Annotated in this window: 19 protein-coding genes, 1 tRNA gene and 1 pseudogene; 5 read left to right on the forward strand and 16 right to left on the reverse strand. The window is 55.8% G+C overall.

The window, feature by feature from the left end; translation table 11 throughout:
- Positions 1-3: 3 nt before the first annotated feature.
- From OLX77_RS12165 to trxB, 4 genes are read left to right on the forward strand one after another with little or no spacing between them, the layout of a single operon-like run.
- Entirely contained in the window at positions 4-1,329 is a 1,326-nt protein-coding gene (locus OLX77_RS12165) for a porin family protein (protein ID WP_307633879.1), read from the forward strand.
- A 15-nt stretch (positions 1,330-1,344) separates the two neighbouring features.
- Positions 1,345-3,459, forward strand: coding sequence for a FecR family protein (locus tag OLX77_RS12170; RefSeq protein ID WP_307633880.1), 2,115 nt, complete (start codon positions 1,345-1,347; stop codon positions 3,457-3,459).
- 21 nt (positions 3,460-3,480) lie between these two features.
- Positions 3,481-5,727 carry a CHASE2 domain-containing protein gene (locus OLX77_RS12175; RefSeq protein ID WP_307633881.1) on the forward strand — a complete coding sequence of 749 codons (2,247 nt, stop codon included), beginning with the start codon at positions 3,481-3,483 and terminating at the stop codon, positions 5,725-5,727.
- Between the two features lie 39 nt (positions 5,728-5,766).
- Positions 5,767-6,708 carry a thioredoxin-disulfide reductase gene (gene trxB, locus OLX77_RS12180; RefSeq protein ID WP_307633882.1) on the forward strand — a complete coding sequence of 314 codons (942 nt, stop codon included), beginning with the start codon at positions 5,767-5,769 and terminating at the stop codon, positions 6,706-6,708.
- Positions 6,709-6,732: 24 nt separating this feature from the next.
- Here the strand turns inward: trxB and OLX77_RS12185 are convergent, their stop codons facing one another.
- The 6 genes and pseudogenes from OLX77_RS12185 to OLX77_RS12210 form a co-directional block, all read right to left on the reverse strand.
- A complete protein-coding gene (locus OLX77_RS12185) occupies positions 6,733-7,434 on the reverse strand; it encodes a rhomboid family intramembrane serine protease (RefSeq protein ID WP_307633883.1) in 702 nt (233 codons plus the stop codon).
- A 17-nt stretch (positions 7,435-7,451) separates the two neighbouring features.
- Entirely contained in the window at positions 7,452-8,852 is a 1,401-nt protein-coding gene (locus tag OLX77_RS12190) for a sensor histidine kinase (RefSeq protein ID WP_307633884.1), read from the reverse strand.
- Positions 8,853-8,935: 83 nt separating this feature from the next.
- Positions 8,936-9,469, reverse strand: a complete 534-nt coding sequence (gene pyrR, locus OLX77_RS12195; protein ID WP_307633885.1) for a bifunctional pyr operon transcriptional regulator/uracil phosphoribosyltransferase PyrR — start codon at positions 9,467-9,469, stop codon at positions 8,936-8,938.
- 38 nt (positions 9,470-9,507) lie between these two features.
- Positions 9,508-10,074 (reverse strand): phosphoribosylglycinamide formyltransferase, encoded by a 567-nt coding sequence (gene purN / locus OLX77_RS12200; RefSeq protein ID WP_307633886.1) that lies wholly within the window; start codon positions 10,072-10,074, stop codon positions 9,508-9,510.
- 48 nt (positions 10,075-10,122) lie between these two features.
- Positions 10,123-10,698: pseudogene (locus OLX77_RS12205) on the reverse strand (IMP cyclohydrolase); the annotation flags it as partial.
- Between the two features lie 162 nt (positions 10,699-10,860).
- A complete protein-coding gene (locus OLX77_RS12210) occupies positions 10,861-11,253 on the reverse strand; it encodes an RNA-binding S4 domain-containing protein (protein WP_307633888.1) in 393 nt (130 codons plus the stop codon).
- Positions 11,254-11,390: 137 nt separating this feature from the next.
- Between OLX77_RS12210 and folE2 the strand changes: the two genes are divergently transcribed.
- Entirely contained in the window at positions 11,391-12,128 is a 738-nt protein-coding gene (folE2, locus tag OLX77_RS12215; protein WP_307633889.1) for a GTP cyclohydrolase FolE2, read from the forward strand.
- 8 nt (positions 12,129-12,136) lie between these two features.
- On the opposite strand, the gene OLX77_RS12220 is transcribed toward folE2, so the two are convergent.
- From OLX77_RS12220 to OLX77_RS12265, 10 genes are all read right to left on the reverse strand, one after another.
- Positions 12,137-13,483, reverse strand: a complete 1,347-nt coding sequence (locus tag OLX77_RS12220) for a sensor domain-containing diguanylate cyclase (protein ID WP_307633890.1) — start codon at positions 13,481-13,483, stop codon at positions 12,137-12,139.
- 289 nt (positions 13,484-13,772) lie between these two features.
- The gene (gene coaE, locus OLX77_RS12225) at positions 13,773-14,393 is read right to left on the reverse strand and encodes a dephospho-CoA kinase (RefSeq protein WP_307633891.1); all 621 of its coding nucleotides are present in this window, start codon (positions 14,391-14,393) and stop codon (positions 13,773-13,775) included.
- Positions 14,394-14,483: 90 nt separating this feature from the next.
- Positions 14,484-15,419, reverse strand: a complete 936-nt coding sequence (locus OLX77_RS12230) for an RluA family pseudouridine synthase (protein ID WP_307633892.1) — start codon at positions 15,417-15,419, stop codon at positions 14,484-14,486.
- Positions 15,420-15,567: 148 nt separating this feature from the next.
- Positions 15,568-16,053 carry a CarD family transcriptional regulator gene (locus tag OLX77_RS12235; protein ID WP_307633893.1) on the reverse strand — a complete coding sequence of 162 codons (486 nt, stop codon included), beginning with the start codon at positions 16,051-16,053 and terminating at the stop codon, positions 15,568-15,570.
- Between the two features lie 158 nt (positions 16,054-16,211).
- A complete protein-coding gene (gene pth / locus OLX77_RS12240) occupies positions 16,212-16,781 on the reverse strand; it encodes an aminoacyl-tRNA hydrolase (RefSeq protein WP_307633894.1) in 570 nt (189 codons plus the stop codon).
- Positions 16,782-16,915: 134 nt separating this feature from the next.
- Positions 16,916-17,485, reverse strand: a complete 570-nt coding sequence (locus tag OLX77_RS12245; RefSeq protein WP_307633895.1) for a 50S ribosomal protein L25 — start codon at positions 17,483-17,485, stop codon at positions 16,916-16,918.
- A 98-nt stretch (positions 17,486-17,583) separates the two neighbouring features.
- Positions 17,584-18,522 (reverse strand): ribose-phosphate pyrophosphokinase, encoded by a 939-nt coding sequence (locus tag OLX77_RS12250; RefSeq protein ID WP_307633896.1) that lies wholly within the window; start codon positions 18,520-18,522, stop codon positions 17,584-17,586.
- An 82-nt stretch (positions 18,523-18,604) separates the two neighbouring features.
- Positions 18,605-18,679: transfer RNA gene (locus OLX77_RS12255), tRNA-Gln, on the reverse strand.
- A 5-nt stretch (positions 18,680-18,684) separates the two neighbouring features.
- On the reverse strand, positions 18,685-19,557 hold the full coding sequence (gene ispE, locus OLX77_RS12260) for a 4-(cytidine 5'-diphospho)-2-C-methyl-D-erythritol kinase (protein WP_307633897.1): 873 nt from the start codon (positions 19,555-19,557) through the stop codon (positions 18,685-18,687).
- A gap of 120 nt (positions 19,558-19,677) precedes the next feature.
- Positions 19,678-19,992 (reverse strand): DUF1844 domain-containing protein, encoded by a 315-nt coding sequence (locus OLX77_RS12265; protein ID WP_307633898.1) that lies wholly within the window; start codon positions 19,990-19,992, stop codon positions 19,678-19,680.
- Between the last annotated feature and the right edge of the window lie 30 nt (positions 19,993-20,022).

Genomic DNA, 20,022 nt, shown 5'->3' on the forward strand with positions numbered 1-20,022 from the left:
GTTATGACCCAATTTAATTTTATTGCCGTGATACTCATTGCCCTCCATCTTTTTTTGGGCCAAGCCGTTGCCGCAGAAGGGACATCCACCCCATTCTCTCTTGGAAAACAGTATGTTGATCAGGGCCGTTTTGAGGAGGCGTACAGCGAACTGCACAAAGCATTTCGCTTGGACCCGGGCAATCCGGAACTCAATTTCCTTCTCGGTCGAGCCGCCTTTGAAACCGGACGATACGAAGAAGCGGTCATGGCCTACGAACGGGTACTCATCGCCGACCCCGAGGCATCCCGGGTCAAGCTCGAACTTGCCCGCACCCACCTCAAGCTCGGCACCCGGGAACTGGCCAAGCAGTACTTCAAGGAGGTGCTTGCCACCAACCCGCCGCAACAGGTGTGGAAAAATATCGAAAAATTCCTCGCCTCCATTGAGGCCTCAGAGCGGAAACATTTTGTTAACGGCACCTTCACCTTCGGCCACGCCTGGGACTCCAACGCCCGTTCCGCCCCGGTGAGCAGCCAGATCTCTGCAGGTCTTTTCGAATTTCAACTCACCGGCGCAAGCGCCACCCCTGAGAGCGACCAGATCAATAACACCACCCTGGTTCTCAATCATGTGTACAAAAACGAAGAGTACCCCTTCTTGTGGAAAACCGCGGCAACCTCATACAATGCCCTGTACCAAAGCCTGCATGATCTCGACGTAAATTATCTTGGCCTGGCCACCGGCCCGGTTTTTCAGAAGGACAACTACATCTGGGATATCCAAGCACTCGGCTCTGGTGTCGATGTGGAACACGACCGCTACCAGAGCGCCTATGGCGCATCCTCATCCCTGACCGTCTTTTTCTCGGAGAAAATGATGGGCGCCTTTGCCGCCAAGGCTGAGGAAAAAAACAATTATGTGGACCCGGAGCGGGATGCGGTCAACCTCTTGATTTCCGCAGGGCCGATCCTGCTGATCGGCGATAATCGCTTGAGCCTTTTATTCAGCAAGGAGAGAGAAAGCGCAGAGAACAAGGTCAACAGCTATGACCGTTTCGGCTGGAAACTCCGCTACGATCATCCTCTGCCCAACGATTTTGCCGCCTTTGCCGGTTTAGGTTACACCTCCACCGATTACGATACCCGCCACCCCTTCTTCTTTACCTACCGCCGCGACGATGTTCAGGAACTCAACGGTGGGGTCTCCCGTCTGCTCTGGCAGGATAAGGCAAGCAGCCAGGCGCTCATCATGCAGTTGGGACACACCTATACCTACTCGGAGTCCAATATCGGTCTTTACACCTACAGAAAGAATGTCACCGAGCTCAGCCTCACTGTGAGCTTTTGAGCAACGAGGACCGTCATGCAAAAAAGTGCTGCTCTCCCACAAATTCTCCTGCTCAGCCTGCTCTGCCTGGTTGCGCCACTCTCCTCCGTCGTCAACGCAACCCCCCAAACGGTGGCCACGGTGGTGGCTCTGCGTGGCACGGTGGTTGCCCAGGACAAAAGCGGAGCAGACCGCAACCTGAGCATCAAGAGCGATATTTTTCAGGAAGATGTTCTGAAAACCGGCAAAAACGCCAAGCTGCAGATCATGTTCACCGACAACAGCATCATCAGCCTCGGCCGCAACAGTGAGATGAAAATCGCCGAATACCGTTACCAGCCCGGGCAGAAAGACGGCGCTCTCAAAACCCAGGTCAAGGAAGGCACCTTCCGGGTGATGGGCGGGGCGCTGGCCAAGGAAGCACCCCAGAATTTCAAGACCGTTACCCCCACCGCCACCATCGGCATCCGCGGTTCCATGTATGCATTCAAGTCAACCCGGGAGTCGCTTTCCGTTCTCTTCCAGGGCGGCAAGGGCATCGAGATCTTCAACGACCAGGGCAAGGTCACCATCACCACCCCCGGTTTCGGCACCAAGGTAGTACTCAACACCGCCCCGGCAAAACCGGCCAAATTCACGGAACAGGAACTCAACGATTTAAACAAGCAGCTCAACGGCAACGGCACCAATGGCGACAATGGCGATCAGGCTGCGGCCAGCGAGAAAGGCGGCGAAGAGCAACAGCCAGCAGCGGACGCCCCACCCGCCGAGGGTGAACCGGAAGCAACGCCTGCTCCAGAACCTGCTCCGGAACCCGCACCGGCACCGGAGCCTGCCCCGCTGCCACCCCCTCCGGTTCCTCAACCCGTTCCGGTGCCGGACCCCCGCGATCTTGAATGGACGTTCCCTACGCCTCCGCCGCCCCCGAGCGATGGCATCTTCACGTTCAGTGGCGGTCTGGGAGGAACCTCGACCAAGAGTGACGGCTCCACAGAAACCTTTTCCAACAGTCTGCAGATGGGGGTGAACTGGTACAACCACAAAATCTTCGGGATTGCCTATGACGATACGGTTGAGAAAAACAAGCCGGTCTTTTTCTTTGGCACGGTGAACGGCACCACCATTTCCGACCTCAAGATCTTCGGTTCCGATGAGGGTGGCTCTTACCCTTCCAGCGATGCCGCATTTATCAGCGGCAGCGGTAGCGGCCTCTTCTCGGGCACGGCCTATGACTTCTTCAGCTTCAACGCCACGGGCAACTCCTATCTTACCAAGGGGACGCCCACCCAACCCGTGCAGGATTCCTGGATTGTGGCCGGCGGCGGCCAGCAGGTGGCTGGAGCCATGGTTCCAACGGCTCCCAAGGGCACGGAAATATGGAGTGGCTTTGTGGTGGCCTCAAGTGAGGACATGAACAACCGCCCCGTTGGCCGCCATCTCATATACAATACGAATCCGAACTCCTTTACCATGAACATCAACAAGGACGCCGGCACCATCCTCGGCACCCTGACCACCGACGTGAACGTCGGCGGCGGCTATAATATCTCCGGCATGACCGTGGGTAGCTCCTACGGCTCAGTGTACCTCAATGACCAGTACCTGGCCGCCCTGCTGGGTGGTTCCAACCTTGCGGTAAAAGAGTACGGCAATTATATGGTCGTCGAAGACCCAGCAAGACAGCTCTCCACCCATTTCACCTGGGGGTACTGGGAGGTCGCCTACGAAGAATCCTCCCTTCAACGCCAAATCAGGGTGCCGGAATCCATGTGGCTGGCGGGAAAACCCTCGACGAATTCGGTTATCAATGGGTCCTTTTCCGGCACGTACAGTGGTAAGGCCTACGGCACGATGATCAACATAGCCGATACCACCCAAATTTCTCAAATAAGTGGCTCCATGAATCTCACGGCCAACTTCACCTCCACCCCCAGCATCACCGGCAGCCTGGCCTTTACCAACGGCACCACCCTTTCTATCAGCGGCGGCGCCTATTCGGCTGACGCTTCAACGAACCGCTTCAACGCCATTCTCACGGGGGGCACCATCCAAGGCGCCTTTTACGGCACCAATGCCGAGGCCGTGGGCGGCAACTTTTACAGCTCGACCGGCGGCAATCAGTACCTCGGTATTTTCGGCGGCAACAAGTAAGCGCCTGGCCCCCGACAACACATGACGATCCCCGCCCGGCTCAAAGCATTTTTCACCCTCTCCCCCTTCAAGGTCGGCTGCCTGGTAACCCTGGCAGCCGTCCTGCTTTTCGCTTCCTTTGGCCAGCAAAAACCCGAGATCCTGCAAACCCTCGACAACCGGTTGACCGACACCATGTTCCGTTACCGGGGCACGGTTACCCCTTCCCAACCCATCGTCATCGTCGATATCGACGAAAAGAGCCTGCGGTCCATCGGCCAATGGCCATGGCCTCGACAGATCGTAGCGAAGATGGTGCACAACCTCGGCGCGGGCGGGGCAAAGGTCGTTGGCTTGGATATCGTTTTTGCCGAATCAGACCGCACCTCACCCAAAAACTTTATTGAGGAAATGCAGCAACTGCTCCCGACCCAACTCCCCCAGGAAACCCTGAACGAGTTGAAGGCCAGCGAGGCGCTGGACCACGATCTCGCTCTGGGCAAGGCGTTGGCTGCAACCCCCTCGGTGTTGGGCTACGTCTTTCAAACCCAGAACGACGGGTTGAAAAACCAGGCAGATATCCCCTTTCCCTCCGCAACCACCCGCCTCGTGCCCAGCACCACCCGGTATGAGGACATCTCCCTGCGCCGGGCCTACCGGGCCATTACCAACGTTATCTCCGTGGCCCAAGGCGAGAGCGAGGGATTTTTCAATGTGTTCCCTGATTCTGCGGGTACGGTGCGCAAGGTGCCGCTCTTCATGATGCTGGATGGCGTCCCCTACCCCTCCCTTGCCCTGGAAGTGGCGCGGATCGGCCTGGGGGAACAGGAGGCAACCATCCATATCTCACGGCAGGATAAAACAAGAGGCAGAGATATCCTCGGGATCGAGCTGGGCGCATCCTTTATCCCCACCGATGAACAGGGGCAGATCACCATCAATTTCAGGGGCCCGGGCCAGACCTACCCCTATCTTTCCGCGGCAGAGATCCTGGCAGGCACCAACCTGGAACGGGTACGGGGCAAATATGTGCTCGTCGGCACCTCAGCCGCCGGACTGCTTGACCTCAGGGCCACGCCCTTTTCCAACATCTATCCGGGGGTTGAAGTGCACGCCACCATCATCGACAACATCCTGAGCCACGACCCGTTTGTCTACGACATCTTCACCGAGATCGGCATCACCTATGCCCTGCTCCTCATCGGCGGCCTGGGCTTAAGCGCGCTCCTCGCCTATGCCACCCCCTTGGCCGGCGGCCTCGGCGGGTTGTTGCTCTTCTTGGCCGCCCTGACCGGCAACTATTTTTTCTTTTTCAGTCAGAACCAGCTCCTCGGCCTCTCCTATCCGCTCCTGACCGTCCTGGCCATTTTCCTGATGGTCACCCTGTTCAACTACTTTTTCGAAGGCCAGAAAAAACGGTTCATCAGCTCGGCCTTTGGCCACTACGTCTCCCCGCAGATCGTGCACCAGCTTCTGGAACATCCGGAAAAACTTTCCCTGCAAGGAGAGGAAAAAAACCTGACCGTGCTGTTTAGCGATATCCGGGGCTTCACCTCCATCTCCGAAAAAATGACCTCCGAAGAGCTTGGCCACTTCATGAATGAGTATCTCACGGCCATGAGCCATCTCATTTTTGAGCACAAGGGAACCGTTGACAAATTCATCGGCGACGCTATCATGGCCATTTGGGGCGCACCCATTGAAGATAGTGACCACGCCGCCAACTGTGTGCGGGCGGCCTTCCGGATGATGGCCCAACTTGACACCCTGCAAACCGACTGGCAGAAACGGGGGCTCCCCGATGTGGCTATCCGCATCGGGATCAACACCGGGGTCATGAGCGTGGGCAACTTCGGCAGCGACCAGCGCTTTGATTATACGGTCATGGGCGACAACGTCAATCTTGCCTCCCGGCTGGAAGGGGCGAACAAAACCTACGGCACCAGCATCGCCATCTCGGAATACACCAAGACTGCGCTGGGAGAAGGGTTTTACTGCCGGCTCCTCGATCTGGTCCGGGTCAAGGGTAAAGAAATCCCGGTGCGGATCTACGAACCCCTCTGCGAAGGCGAGCCGGAACCGGAGCTGAAAAAGGAAACAGAGTTATTTGCCGCGGCGCTGCACCATTACGCAAACCGCGAGTTTCAGGAGGCGGCAGAAATCATCCTCGCCCTCAACAACGCGCACCCCACACCACTCTATGCGCTTTACCTTGACCGGCTCAGCCACTTCGCGGCCAACCCGCCACCGGAAGATTGGGACGGCGCCTTCACCTTTACCACCAAATAACCGGGCATTGCCCAGACGCAAGCCCAAGGAGAACACACCATGCCGGATTCCTCACTCCACGACCTCATCATCATCGGCGGTGGCCCAGGCGGCTATACCGCAGGCATCTATGCGCAACGGGCCGCCCTGAAAACAGTCCTCATTGAAAAAGGTATCCCCGGCGGCCAGTTGAACAATACCGACGAGGTGGAGAACTGGCCCGGCACCGAAAAGATCAGCGGCGCGGACTTGGCCATCCAATTTTCCCAGCATGCCGCAGCCTATGATCTTGCGGTTTTGAACCGTGAGGTTGTTGGGATTGAACCGGGACGTAACCACCATACGATCCTCTTGGATAACGGAGAAAAACTCACAAGCCACGCAGTTATTCTTGCCACCGGCGGCAGCCCGAAAAAACTGGGAATTCCGGGGGAAGACCAAAATTATGGCCGAGGGGTTTCTTACTGCGCCGTGTGCGACGGCTTCTTTTTTCGAAACAAAACCGTGGTGGTGGTGGGCGGGGGCGACAGCGCCCTGGAGGAATCCCTCTATCTGGCCAAGCTCGCCAAACGGGTGTACATCGCCCATCGGCGGGATGCCTTCCGGGCCGGCATGATCCTGCAAAAGAGGGTGCTGCATGAAGAACGGATCACCGTGCTCTGGAACACGGTGCTGACCGAGATCCAGGCGGATGCACAGGGGGTGAATGGGGTAATCACCCGGAATACCATGGATGGCACGACCTCCGCCCTGGCCACCGATGGGGTCTTCGTCTTTATCGGCTTTGAGCCGAACAATGGACTGGTTCCGGCAGGCACCAAGATGAACGCCAACGGCTATGTGATTGCGGATGAGAAATGCGAAACCAACACCCCGGGCATCTTCGTAGTGGGCGATCTCAAGGAAAAATACGCCAAACAGATCGTCACAGCCGCGGCGGACGGCTGCACCGCAGCCCTGGCCGCGGCCCATTACGTGGAGAATAAGAAGAGCGGGGCCTGAGAAAAAAAAGCTGCTCCACCCGTGCTACAACCACACCTGCCCTGATTTATCGCCAGAGCTTCGTTTGAAAAAGTAGAGCAGCAGCACCCCGGCCACAAAGCCGCCGACATGGGCCCACCAGGCAACCCCGCCTTCGATCCCCTTACCCACCGCAATCTGCTGCGCAGCCCCTTGCAGAAACTGCATGAGAAACCAGAAGCCGATAAAAAAATAGGCCGGGATCTCCACCAGATAAAAAAGAATGAAGATCGGGATAAAGGTGAGGATCCGGGCGCGGGGATAGAGGAGAAAATAAGCGCCAAGCACCCCGGAAATAGCGCCGCTCGCCCCGATCATCGGGACCTGGGAGTGGGGGTTGGCCCAGAACTGGGCAAGGGTGGCACCCACCCCGCAGAGGAGATAAAAGAGCAGATAACGGCCATGCCCCATCCGGTCTTCCACGTTATCGCCAAAAATCCACAGCATCCAGAGATTGGAAAAAACATGGAAGAGACTGCCATGGAGAAACATGGCGCTGAATATCGGGGTATACCCGCTCAGAGAGATAACGCTTCCCGCCTGTTCGGCAGCAAAACGGACCGGGACAAAACCATGGGCGACAATAAAGGTTTCCATTTCCTGGCCGAGGCTCAGCTGGTAGACAAAGCAAAGAATATTAACGATGATCAGCCAGAGATTGACTACCGGGAAATGTCGAGAAGGAACATCATCTTTTAAGGGGAACATGCCTCAACAATTCCCTGTCATCCCTGGTCAACAGGGATTTCGTCCGGATCGGGCAGGGGCAGGATGAAGTAAAAATTATTCCCCTCTTCCGTGGCTTCATAGCCTGCCACCCCGCCATGGATCTCCACCACCTGCTTGACAAAAGCGAGGCCGTGCCCGGTTCCGGGCTCAGCCTGAACCCCTTCCCCCCGCACCCCGTCGGCAAAAACCATTTTCGCCTCGCCCTGGGAAAGATGCTCCCCGGTGGTGAAGACGTTGAATTTGACCGCCCCCTTGCCTGGGCCGAAATAATCGGCAAGCAGCTCGCGGCCATAGGCCACCGCCTTCCTCACCTTGCCGTTGCGGCCCATAATCTCACCGGTATACTTCACCGCGTTGGAAAAAAGATTGGCATACACCTGGGAAAGCAAGCCGACATCCACCCGGAGAAAGAGTTCCTCCTCCTGCATATCCTCGGGCTTTTCCACCACAATCCCCCGGGCACCGAATCTGCTCAAATAATGATCCAGCTGGGGGGAAACAATCTCTCGATCGATGGAGCATTTGCGGGGGCGCAGGACAAAACGGCCCTGGGCAAAATGATCCCGCCGAAACAGGCTCTCGAGAAAGAGGCTGTAATTGGCATGGTGCTCCAGCAACTCTCGGTGGTTTTCCAGCAGGCTCCGGTGCAGGGTGCTCACCTTGCTGATCACCAGCTCACAGCTGGCACTGGGCACACCCTGGCCCGCCTTTAACCCGGCAATGAGTTTTTCCAATTCATCGATATCGCCGATGCGGGCCTTGAGCTGATTGAAGAGATGTTTGAAATACATGTTGGGGGTGATGACATTGTGTTCGATGTCCATCACCAGGTTGTTGATGAACTGCAGATGCCTGATATTATCGTATGAGATAAGACGGTTGTGCAGATTATAGCCGATGCGGTTTACATATTTGCGGAGAAAAAAACGATCGGCCTGGGAAATTTTTCCCAGGGGATAGACCTCAAAAACCCCCATGACCTGCATATTGACCGGGAGCATCCCTTCGGACTGCGTTTGCGCGGAAGGCTTGCAATGAATCGGCACCAGGAGGGAATGCTCGCTCTCGTAGCTCTTAAAGGTCAGCCGCACATACTCCGGGGCTGCAATCGGTTTTGCCAGCAACCCGTTGCGGCTGTCACAGACAAGCAGCAGCTTTTCCTGACCCTTGTCGAAAAGATAGAGCCGACTGTGCAACCCGAGAAACTCGGAGAGGGCTGCCACGCAGACCCGATAAAAATCCTCGTTGGAGTCAAACTCCTGGGCAAGATCGAAAAAGGCACGCAAGAGATCATTCTGGACAGGGCTGAGATTATAGCTCGCGTAGCTGCGCTTCTTTTCCCTGATCCGCGACCTGATCTGCTGCAAATCCATGCATGAATGGGGTTCTTGGCTCATGATCTCCCTGAACTGCAAGCGCTTACCGCATATTTTCTGCTTCCAGAAAATATCCTATCACATGGACCGGCACAGACAAAAAACTAATTCCGGTCAACCAGCACGATTTCATCGGCTCCGCTTTTTTCAGCCAACCGCACATGAATATGCTCATCAACCTTGACCGGGATGTCCATCCCCACATAGTCGGGCTGGATCGGCAACTCCCGCCCGCCCCGATCAACCAAGACGGCCAACTGGATGCGAAGCGGCCGACCGATATCCATCAGGGCATCCATGGCGGCCCGAATGGTGCGGCCGGTGAAGATGACATCATCGACCAGAACAACCACCATCTCCTCCATGGGAAAGGATATGCTGGTTTTCTTGACAATGGGATTCTGGCTGGCCAGGCTCCAGTCATCCCGATAGAGCGTGATATCCAGGGTGCCGGTGGGCAACTCGATCTTCTCCCGGTCCTGAATCAACTTCTGGATCCTATCGGCGAGAAAGACTCCGCCGGTATGGATGCCGATTATGGCCAGATTGGCAACGCCGTGGTTGTTTTCCACGATCTGCAGGGCAATCCGGTGCAAGGACCGGTCTATATCCTCCGCCGTCATGATCCGTTTTTCCATCTTTTTTCCTCCAGGATTTAGGAACAACCACTGCCGGGTTACGGCCAGAACGAATCGATACCCCGGGCCACCACCGTGTTGATCGCCTCGGGATAGGCCTCGCATTCTGCGGCAAAAACCTTATGGGCGATATCGTCAGGGGTGTCGCTCTCTTCAAGCGGCACACACCGCTGGACCACAATCGGCCCCTCGTCATACACCTCGTTGGCAAAGTGCACCGTACAACCGCTGACCTTCACCCCCCGCGCCTTTGCGGCCCGATGCACCCGCATGCCATACATCCCCGCCCCGCAAAAGGACGGGATCAAAGAAGGGTGGATGTTGAGTACCGCCCGCCGCAGACGGGGCGGGGGTGCATAGAGCTTCAGATACCCGGCCAGCAGCACCAGCTCGATCCCGTACTGCTCAAGAATAGCGTTGATGGCAGCATTGTCCTTGGCGTGGAAGGCCGGGTAGCCATATTTTCTCGCCTTGTCCAAGCCGAGGGCATCCGGCAGGTTGGAGAGCACCACCTCAATACTTCCCTGCATGGTCCCGGCCGCAATCCGTTCGTGAAAATTGTCGAGGGTCCTGCCGGAGCCGGAGAGCAATACCGCCATCTTCATTGCTGCCACCTACTTGAAATAAGGATTGCTGTCGACATCCACGCTCTTCAGCCATTTGACGATGGTGGTGTCATAGGTGCTGGTCAGGGCAAAGACCTTTACCGCCAGGCGGAAACGGGTCTTGAGGGTGGTGTTGCCGGTGGCCTTGATCTCGGCCAGCACCTGCGGGTAATCAGCCGGATCAACGATCACCGTGACATCCTGAAAATTCTTGGCACTGGAGCGCAGCATGGTGGGCCCGCCGATATCGATGTTTTCAATGGCATCCCCCAGGGTACAGTCTGGGTTAGCCACGGTTTTCTCAAAGGCGTAAAGATTCACCGCCACCAGATCGATGGCCTGCAAGCCATGCTCCTGCATCTGGCGCAGATGGTCGGGATTGGACTTCTGGGCGAGAATGCCGCCGTGTACCTTGGGGTGCAGGGTCTTGACCCGGCCGTCGAGCATCTCAGGAAAGCCGGTGAATTCGGAAACGTCCTTCACCTTGATGCCGTTGTCCCGCATCTTCTTGGCGGTGCCGCCGGTGGAGAGGATCTCGATCCCAAGCTGCTCCAGTTCGCGGGCAAATCCCTCGATCCCGGATTTATCCGTGAGACTGATCAGCGCTCTTTCTATCTTTTTCATGCCTTCCTCCTGAATCCTGGATATCATCTCAAAAAATTTCGTTCTCTACCGCAACCTTAGAAAAAACACTGTAACGTAAAGAGGCCCAGACGCAAAGCAAACAGATAGCCGGAGACAAAAAAGCCTCCGTGCTCTTCTCCGGCAAAATCCTGCGCCTTCCCCCTACTGCTCTTTTTTGATAAACCTCCTGATCAAGCGCCTATCCCGCTTGCCAGGCCGACCCGGCGGAGCCGCGCCAACCACGCGCAACAGACGTTGCGCCTCCCTGGCCTGGGCGCGGGCCGCAATGCTCTCCGGGGTCTCCTCGTAGAGCAGTTGTGCCTCCGGGGCACCCCGCCGCTGGCTGCTGAGCGCCCGGACAACTATGGCGAATTCGTCCTGATCCTTCTGGATCCGCACAGCATCGCCCACCGCCAGCAAACGGGAAGGCTTTACCCGCAAGCCCCCCACCTGAACCTTGCCCCCGGCCACGGCCTGGGAGGCTAAGGCGCGGGTCTTGAAAAAACGGGCGGCCCACAGCCATTTATCGAGGCGGACCTGACTCTCCTCACTCATTGTTCTTGGTGCCTCCTCCCGCTCTCTTTCCAGCCTAGCACAGTTCACATCCCAGGGCCAAGTGCCATCAAAGGGGATCCCTTAACCCCGTTTACCGCTTTCCGCAGGGATGTAAATAGTGTATATATCTTCCCACCATGAAGCTCAATACCGTCGGCATAAAAGATATCAGGTATCCGGTGCGGGTGCGCGAAAAATCCGGAGGCATGCAGGAGACCGTGGCCAGCATCAGCCTCCAGGTTAGCCTGCCGCGCCAGTACCGGGAATCCTGCGTTTCCACCTTCATCAAGGTTTTGAACACCTACCAGGATGAGATGAGCAACCGGATCTTCAGGAACCTTTTGGCCGAGGTGAAGGAAGAGTTGCGGGCTGAATCGGCCCATGTGGAAATGACCTTCCCCTATTTTCTGGAAAAAAAGGCGCCGACCACCGGCACCGCAGGCCTCATGGAATATACCTGCCGCTTCACCGGCGGCATCGGCAAGGATGAAGACTTCGTCCTCTCGGTCTGGGTGCCGGTGACCACCTTATGTCCCTGCTCCAGAGAGATCAGCGAGTGCGGCGCCCACAACCAGCGGGGCGAGGTGAACCTCACCGTCAAATACTCAGGCTTTATCTGGATGGAAGAGCTCATCGTCATGGCCGAGGCGGGCGGGTCCTGCGAGGTGTATTCCCTGCTGAAACGACCGGATGAGAAGTATGTGACGGAAAAGGCCTACAACAACCCGATGTTTGTCGAAGACGCGGTGCGCAAGGTGGCGGAACAGGCCATGGCCCATCCGGCCATCACCTGGTTTTCCGTAAGCGTGGAGAGTTTTGAATCCATCCACAAGCACAGTGCCTATGCCTATGTGGACAGCGACGAAATCCGTTGAGTCTCGGCTTAGACCGTTAAGCGCACCCGGTTGCGCCCGGCATACTTGGCTCCATACAAAGCTTTGTCCGCCCGGTTTATCAGCGCATCCAGAGTATCCCCCGGCCGATATCCGGCAAGTCCGCAACTGATGGTAACCCCAAAAGGCAGCCCCTCAATCTGTTGCCGCAACTTCTCGGCAATGGCAACGGCATCCTCCGCCATAATGCCGGGGCAGAGTACCATGAACTCCTCCCCGCCCCAACGACCCAGCATATCCGTTTTCCGGAGCTGCTTTCCCACCGAAGTGGCGACCGCTTTCAAGACCAGATCGCCGATGGAGTGCCCGTGGGTATCGTTGACCTTCTTGAATTCATCGAGATCGAAAAGAAGAATGGCCAAGGGACTTTCATACCTGGCAGCCCTGGCCATTTCCTGGCGCAGCGCATCCTCGACCTTGCCACGGTTGTATATCCCGGTCAGGGTGTCGATGGTGGCGAGACGGAGAAGTTCCTCTTCCATCTTTTTACGCTCGGTAAGGTCATGTAGCGTCTGGATGACCGCAACAAGTTCCCTATTTCGGTTATAGATCGGCACGGCATCGCTGGAGATATAACGGCGCTCACCGCGCACCGCATCCAGCCATCCCTCGGCATGGAGGCCCTCCTCCTGCAACTCGGAGTTTTGCGCTGCGGTATACAGGCTGGCATGAGCGTTGGGTGAAACGGGATCAATCACGAGATCGGCCAGGCAGGGGCGTTTTTCAGTATAAAAGCCCTGCCAGTGATTCGAGGTTCCCACCATCTCTGTGGCGGAAATCCCGGTGAGCAACTCACAGGCACGATTCCAATCGGTGACCCGGTGCTGCGGGTCCAGCACGAAGATTGGCACTGCTGAGTAACGAATCAACTTTTCCGTAAGCAGCTTCTGATCCCGCAAGAGATCTTCCGCCTCTTTCCGCCGACTGATGTCACGGAAGATCCCCCTGGTGGCGAACAGTTCACCGTCTCTGAAATCGGTGCTGATCCTGCCTTCCACCGGAATCTTACGGCCGTCTTTGGCGACAAAGACCACCTCGTACGAATGCAAAATCTTGCCGGCCGCGATATCACGAAACAGGGTGGCGCATTGCTCCCGGCAAGCCGGATCAAGGACATCGAAGATAGTAAGGGCGGCAACCTCGCTGGCGTCATAGCCCAGAGTTTCCCGCCACTTCTTGTTAACGTAGAGAAACCTTCCGCCCCGGTCGATGCTCTGAATCAGATCATTGGCGCAATCAAGAAAGGTTTCGGAAAAGCGGCTCCCGGCAAGGAAGGCCATTCCCGCCCGTTGTCCTTGGACTGCATCTATCTCCGGGAATGCCTCCTCTTGCGCCATCAATTTTCCTACTGGATGCTGTAAGTTTGTCTTATACAAAAAATGTGCGCTCCATTACGCTTTTGTTCTCTAGCATGCTCTGCCAACAAATCCCATGCGGTTTGTTGTCGCACAATATTACAACCTTTAATTAAGTACTTAAACATTTTTCTACTCAACCCTTCCAGCCCCGTATTCAGGCAGGGTGGAACCACAGGGCAGAGGCTGTCCTTGCCAAAATTTCTTGGGCCACGGTTGGAATCCATGTTTTTTTATTTTCAAGCATTGGGGAGAACAACCCCAAGAAGAACTACCAAAGCAGCTCACGCAGATGCAGAATTTGCAGGCAGGTATCGGACCAGGGGCCACTGTTATCGATAACGTGATCGGCAAGAAGGGCCTTATGCGGCAGGGGCATCTGGGCCGCCAGACCCTTTTCGGCCTCCGCCTCGTTGATCCGGTCCCGCTGCATGATTCTGCGTAAACAGGTTGTTGCATCGGCATAAGTCACCACCACCGGGGAAAAATCGTGTTCCCAGTGCGCCTCATACAAAAGGGGCACCTCAACCACAAACCTCGGCCGGGCCGGCGGGTTTCGCTCCAGCTCCGCTGCGATACAGCCGCTTATCACCTTGCGCACCAGGGGATGGAGAAGCGCGTTGAGTTCCCGACGAAATTCCTGGTCCGCAAAGAGCACCTGCCGCAAGAGGGGTCGGTCAATGGAATGGTCCGGCAAAAAAAATCTTCCGCCGAACGCTTGGCGCACCGCCAGCCAGCCGGAAGCCTCCGGTTCGAGCAGTTGCCGGCAAATGGTATCGGCGTTGAGTCCCTGGGCCCCGCCAATCTCACAGAGATAGGCCGAGACGGAACTCTTGCCGGAACCCATGCCGCCGGTGACGGCAACCACCGATGCATGTAACTGCTGCCCCACGGTCACTCCCCCCAAAAAGAATCTGCACCTAAACGCACAATACCATCATCATCCTGCAGGCAAACGCGACACCTTCCACCGGCACGCTTCTTAAGCGTTCGCCGCCTGCCGCAACAACTCAAGAGTATACAGCATATCCCCCCAGAGGGGCGCGACAAACTGCAATTTCTCCCCGCTCCTGGGATGGGAAAAAGCCAGGGTATGCGCGTGCAAACATTGACGGGTTATGGCCATTTCCGGATAGAGGGAATTTTTTCGGCCATACACGGGATCACCAGCAACAGGATAGGAGAGAGCAGCCATGTGCACCCGGATTTGATGGGTCCGCCCCGTTTCCAGGCCAAGCTCAAGAAGGGTCAGCCCCAGGGAAAACCGCTCCAGCACCCGCCAGTTGGTCACGGCCTCCCGGCCATCTTCGCGAATCGCCATTTTTTTGCGATGCACCGGATGACGGCCAATGGGCAGATCAACCCTGCCGGATTGGGCGGTCGGGCTGCCCTCGACCAGAGCCTGGTAAACCTTTTTCACCTCGCGTTCCTTAAACTGGCTGGCCAGAGCCTGGTGGGCAAAATCGCTTTTGGCAACCACCATGACCCCGGAGGTGTCTTTATCAAGACGATGCACGATCCCGGGCCGCAGCTCCCCATTAATCCCGGATAAGCCGCCGCAATGATGGAGAAGGCCATGCACCAAGGTTGCCGAGCTGTGACCGGCGGCAGGATGCACCACGACGCCGGGGGGTTTCACAAGAACAATGAGATCCTCGTCCTCATACAGGGTGACAAAATCAACCGGTTCCGGAACCAGCTCGGAGGGGATTTGCGGCGGAATGGTGACCGTCAACTTATCTCCGACCTGGAGAAGATACTTGGCCTTCAGGGAACTTCCGTTCACCAAGACCATGCCGGTTCGGATAAGTTGCTGGATCCGGGAGCGGGTCAGTCCTTCAGGCTCAAGTTGGCTGGCCAGATACTGATCAAGGCGCTGCCCTCCCCTTTCGACGGTAAAAATACTATTCATACTCATAGGCGCTCAAAGGGAAAAGGTGCGGTCAGAGAACTTAGGGCGGGGGGAAATTCAGTATCAAAAAAAACACCTGTGCTACCGAATGATAGCACAGGTGAGAATGTCCGGAACAATTTAAAAGCAACCACCATCGACCAGAGGAGCGGGATCAGGAAAAAATCTGCTCGATATTCTTTTCCACATCTGTTTCGGTTTCGTTGCATTCGTTGGCAAGAGCGATCTCTTTTATCAAAAGGCTCTTGGCGGTATCCATCATCTTACGTTCGCCAAAAGAAAGATCCTTATCGACGCGCAAGAGAAAAAGATCTCGCAACACCGCGGCGATTTCGTATACCGAACCGGTCTTGATCTTTTCCATGTACTCCCGGTACCGCTGGTTCCAAGGTTGGGAGACGATTGCAACATCCTTTTCATTCAAGATATCGTAAACCTTGCTCACATCCGAGGAGCTGATGATATTTCTCAGCCCCACATTCTGGCAACTGACTGTGGGAATCATGATAACCATGCTTGAATCAAGAATCTTCATCACATAAAAGGATTGCTTCTTGTCTCCGACCTGCCGTTGCTCGATGGATTCGATTTTGCCAACACCATGGGCCGGATACACTGCCATATCACCAACGTTAAACACACGCGCCTCCCTTTCGCCAACAGTGGAACACCCTGTTCCTTTTTCTACAAGGAAGCACTCCAACATCGACGGAGAAATGAAGATTAGGGGGCACTATACCACAGATCTCAGAATTATCAATTCAAACTTTAAAAAACATGGAATTACAAAGGCTTATACTACACTGGCTCGGAATTAATCCGGTTCATGGCAACCGAGACCCCTTCTTCCATGATCAAGCGCACTCCGCTCTCGATGCGCTCCAGCTCTTCGCGCACCATCTCCGCATCCTCCTGCCCGAAACGGGAAAGAACAAAATCGCTCACCTTCGCTGCATTATCCGGCCGGCCGATGCCAACCCGCACTCGGACGAAATCATTCCCGCCGAGATGCTCGATCAAGGAACGGATCCCGTTATGGCCGCCCGCGCCCCGGTTGAGCATGATCTTGGTCCGCCCCAGGGGCAGATCAAGATCATCGTGGACCACGATGATCTTACTGGGTTCGATCTGATAAAAATCGGCAACCGCTCGTACGGCAACGCCGCTTCTGTTCATATAGGTCTGCGGCTTGAGAAAAAGGACCGGATACCCCCAGGAAAGATCCTTCGCCGCATCCGCCTGCCATTTGGTTCCCTTGAAAGTAAACCGGTATTTTTCCGCCAGATAATCGAGAAAAATAAAACCGATATTATGCCGGGTAGCAGCATACTCTTTACCGGGATTTCCCAAGCCAACCACGACGTACACGATATGTCCCTCTCTGCTCGCACTCGATAAGAAAATACCCGGAACCCCACCGGACAATAAAAAAAGCCGAAAAAAGGAAGCACCTCTTTTCGGCTTTCACCACACTCTATTGAAACGATGCTATCCCAAACGTTTTACTCTGCCGCGGCGGAGATAGAAACGCAAACAGCATCAGGGGCAGTCACAAGAGTCACGCCGGAGGAGAGACCGAGTTCCTTGCAGGTCAGGGCAGCACCCCGCCCCAGAGGGGTAACATCAACCTCGATCAGATCGGGGATATCCAGAAGTTTACCGGAAACAGTGATCTTGTTCTTGAGGATGGTCATGTCGCCGCCCAGATCAACACCCTTGGCCTTACCGAGATATTTGAGCGGCACCTTAAATTCCATGGGCGCATCCATGGAAACCTCATAAAAATCGGCATGCAAAACGTTGTCCTGGATCGGATCCGTCTGGATCTCCCGGGTAATAACGTGCTTGGTGATTTTCTTGCCGTCTTCATCAATCTCCAGATTGATGAAGGCATTCTTTCTGTGGATGGAGAGCAAACCCTGGGTGAGATCCTTGGTATTGCATTCCAGGGAAACAGGCGCTCCCAGTGGACCATAAATAACAGCAGGGGTGTTCCCAGCCCTACGCATTGTTCTTGCCGCACCTTTACCAACAGTTTTCCGGACCCGCGCCGTCATATCGATTTGTAACATGGAACTGACCTCCTCATTTACCGATTCTCATAACAAAAAACCAGCAATGGCCACTTAAGCAGTGGCCTCCGGTTGTATAGATATCTCTGTCTTACTCACTACACGAATAATGAACTGACAGAATCCTCACTATGAATACGCTTTACCGCCTCGCCCAACAGCTGGCAGACGGAAAGCACCTTGATCTTCTTACAATTCCGCGCAGCCTCGCTGAGAGGAATACTGTCGGTGATGATCAGGCTTTTGATCTTCGATTTTTCCAGCCGCTCGATAGCCGGCCCGGAAAGTACCCCGTGGGAGCAACAGGCGTACACATCCTTGGCTCCCGCGTCGATGAGAGCATCGGCCCCGGCGCACAGAGTCCCGGCGGTATCCACCATATCGTCAAGCAGGATCGCGGTTTTCCCGGCAACATCGCCGATGACGTTCATCGCCTTGCATTCGTTGGCCCGCTCACGACGCTTGTCCACGATCGCCAGACTGGCATTGAGACGTTTGGCAAAGGCCCTGGTCCGCTCAACCCCGCCGGCATCGGGAGAAACCATCACCACATCATTCTTCATTTTTTGCGAGATGTAGTCAAGCAAGACCGGGGCGGCAAAGAGGTTGTCCACCGGGATATTAAAAAATCCCTGAATCTGGCCGGCATGGAGGTCCATGGTCAGAACCCGCCGTACCCCTACGACCATCATCATCTCAGCCACGACCTTGGCGGTAATGGGCACCCTGGGAGCAACCTTACGGTCCTGCCTGGCATAGCCATAATAGGGAAGAACCGCGGTGATCCTGCGGGCGGAAGCGCGCCGCATGGCGTCGACCATGATGACCAGCTCCATGAGATGGTCATTCACGGGCGGGCAGGTCGGCTGGATAATAAAGACATCCCGGCCGCGAACGTTTTCGCCGATCTCGACAAAGATTTCCCCATCGCTGAACCGGCGAACTTCCGCCTTGGACAGGGGCACCCCGAGATAGTTACATATATCCCCAGCCAAGGCTGGGTTGGCGTTACCGGCAAAGACCTTCATATCTTTCATTCTGTTGCCTGAAGTTCGGGTTATCGTATTTCCGCCGCTGCGAATTGCCTACTCCAGCCATGCGCGCCAGAGGAAATAAAAATGGCTGGGGCGGCAGGATTCGAACCTGCGAATGTCAGCGTCAAAGGCTGATGTCTTACCGCTTGACGACGCCCCAACGTCTTAAAGCTTTGCCTGTGTGCTCAGTGGTTGTGCAAGAAAGACATTCCGGCCGAAACGTTCTGCAAATCGAGCAACGCTTTTCCGCGCTTGCGCCTCGTTGTCAAAAAGACCAAACACTGTGGGGCCGCTGCCGGACATCAATGCCCCGTGGGCACCATCAGCCAGAAGCGCATCTTTTATGCGGCCGAGCTCCGGATATTTCCCGATGGTCATGGCCTCTAACTCGTTATATAAAGGAAGATTCCCCGGCCCGGCACATGCAACATTACCATGCACGAAGTCGCGGCCTAAGATATATGGATTGCCACCTGTTGTCAATGTAAAATTCTCATACACCCACTGGGTGGACACGGCAAATCCAGGGTTTACCAAAACAATCCACTCGGCAGGGGAAATATCTTCGGCCTGAATCGCATCGCCGATACCGGTGGCCCAGGCAACACTGCAATCATGGACAAAAAAAGGAACATCGGCGCCCAAAGGGTGCGCCAGAGCAACAAGCTCCTCGAAGGAGAAGGGAACGCCATACAGGGTGTTCAATCCCCGCAATACCGCAGCGGCATCACTGCTTCCCCCACCCAGCCCCGCGGCAATGGGGACCTTTTTTTCCAGGACGATATGCACCCCGCCGCCTGTACCCAAGGCAGCAAAAAAACTTTTCGCCGCCCGATACACCAGATTGCCTTCCCCGGTGGGCAGGTCGCTTCCCGGACATTCCAGGGTGATGCCGGAATCCCGCTTTGCCAGATGCAGACGATCGGCCAGGGTGATTTTGAGCATCCTGGTCTCCAGCTCGTGGAACCCATCCGCCCGCTTGCCCTTGATGGCAAGATAGAGATTTATTTTTGCCGGAGCCTCACAAACCAGTTCCATTGCGCACCCATTCTCCCTCTTCAGCAAATGCTCCGCACCCTGCCCCGGGATCATAAAAAAAATCGCCTGATTTCAGTTTCTTAAAATCAGGCGATCGTAACTATTGGCGTAGATCAAAAATCAGCTGCTGGCCTTCACATACCGCAGCTTCAAATCGGCAAGCACATGACCGAGGAGCTCTTCCTCCTTGTCGGTCAAGTTGCCCCTGGTCCGGTCCTTCAGCAACTGCAAGGTGCTGATGGTGTGCTTGGCCAGGGCAAGATCGTTGCCGGCCTGCCCGGTTTCCGGATCCTGGATCTCTCCCATATGATAGAGCGCCGAGCTGTTCAACGACATGACCAGGGTGGTAAAGGTTACCTCCGGCAGCACGCAGTTGCACCCTTGCCGAACATACCCCTCGGGGCACTTTTTTTCGTTTTTCTCATTTTCGGTCATGGGCTGTCCCAATGGGCAGAAGGAGAAAAC

The organism is Thiovibrio frasassiensis (assembly GCF_029607905.1).
Taxonomy (GTDB): domain Bacteria; phylum Desulfobacterota; class Desulfobulbia; order Desulfobulbales; family Desulfurivibrionaceae; genus Thiovibrio; species Thiovibrio frasassiensis.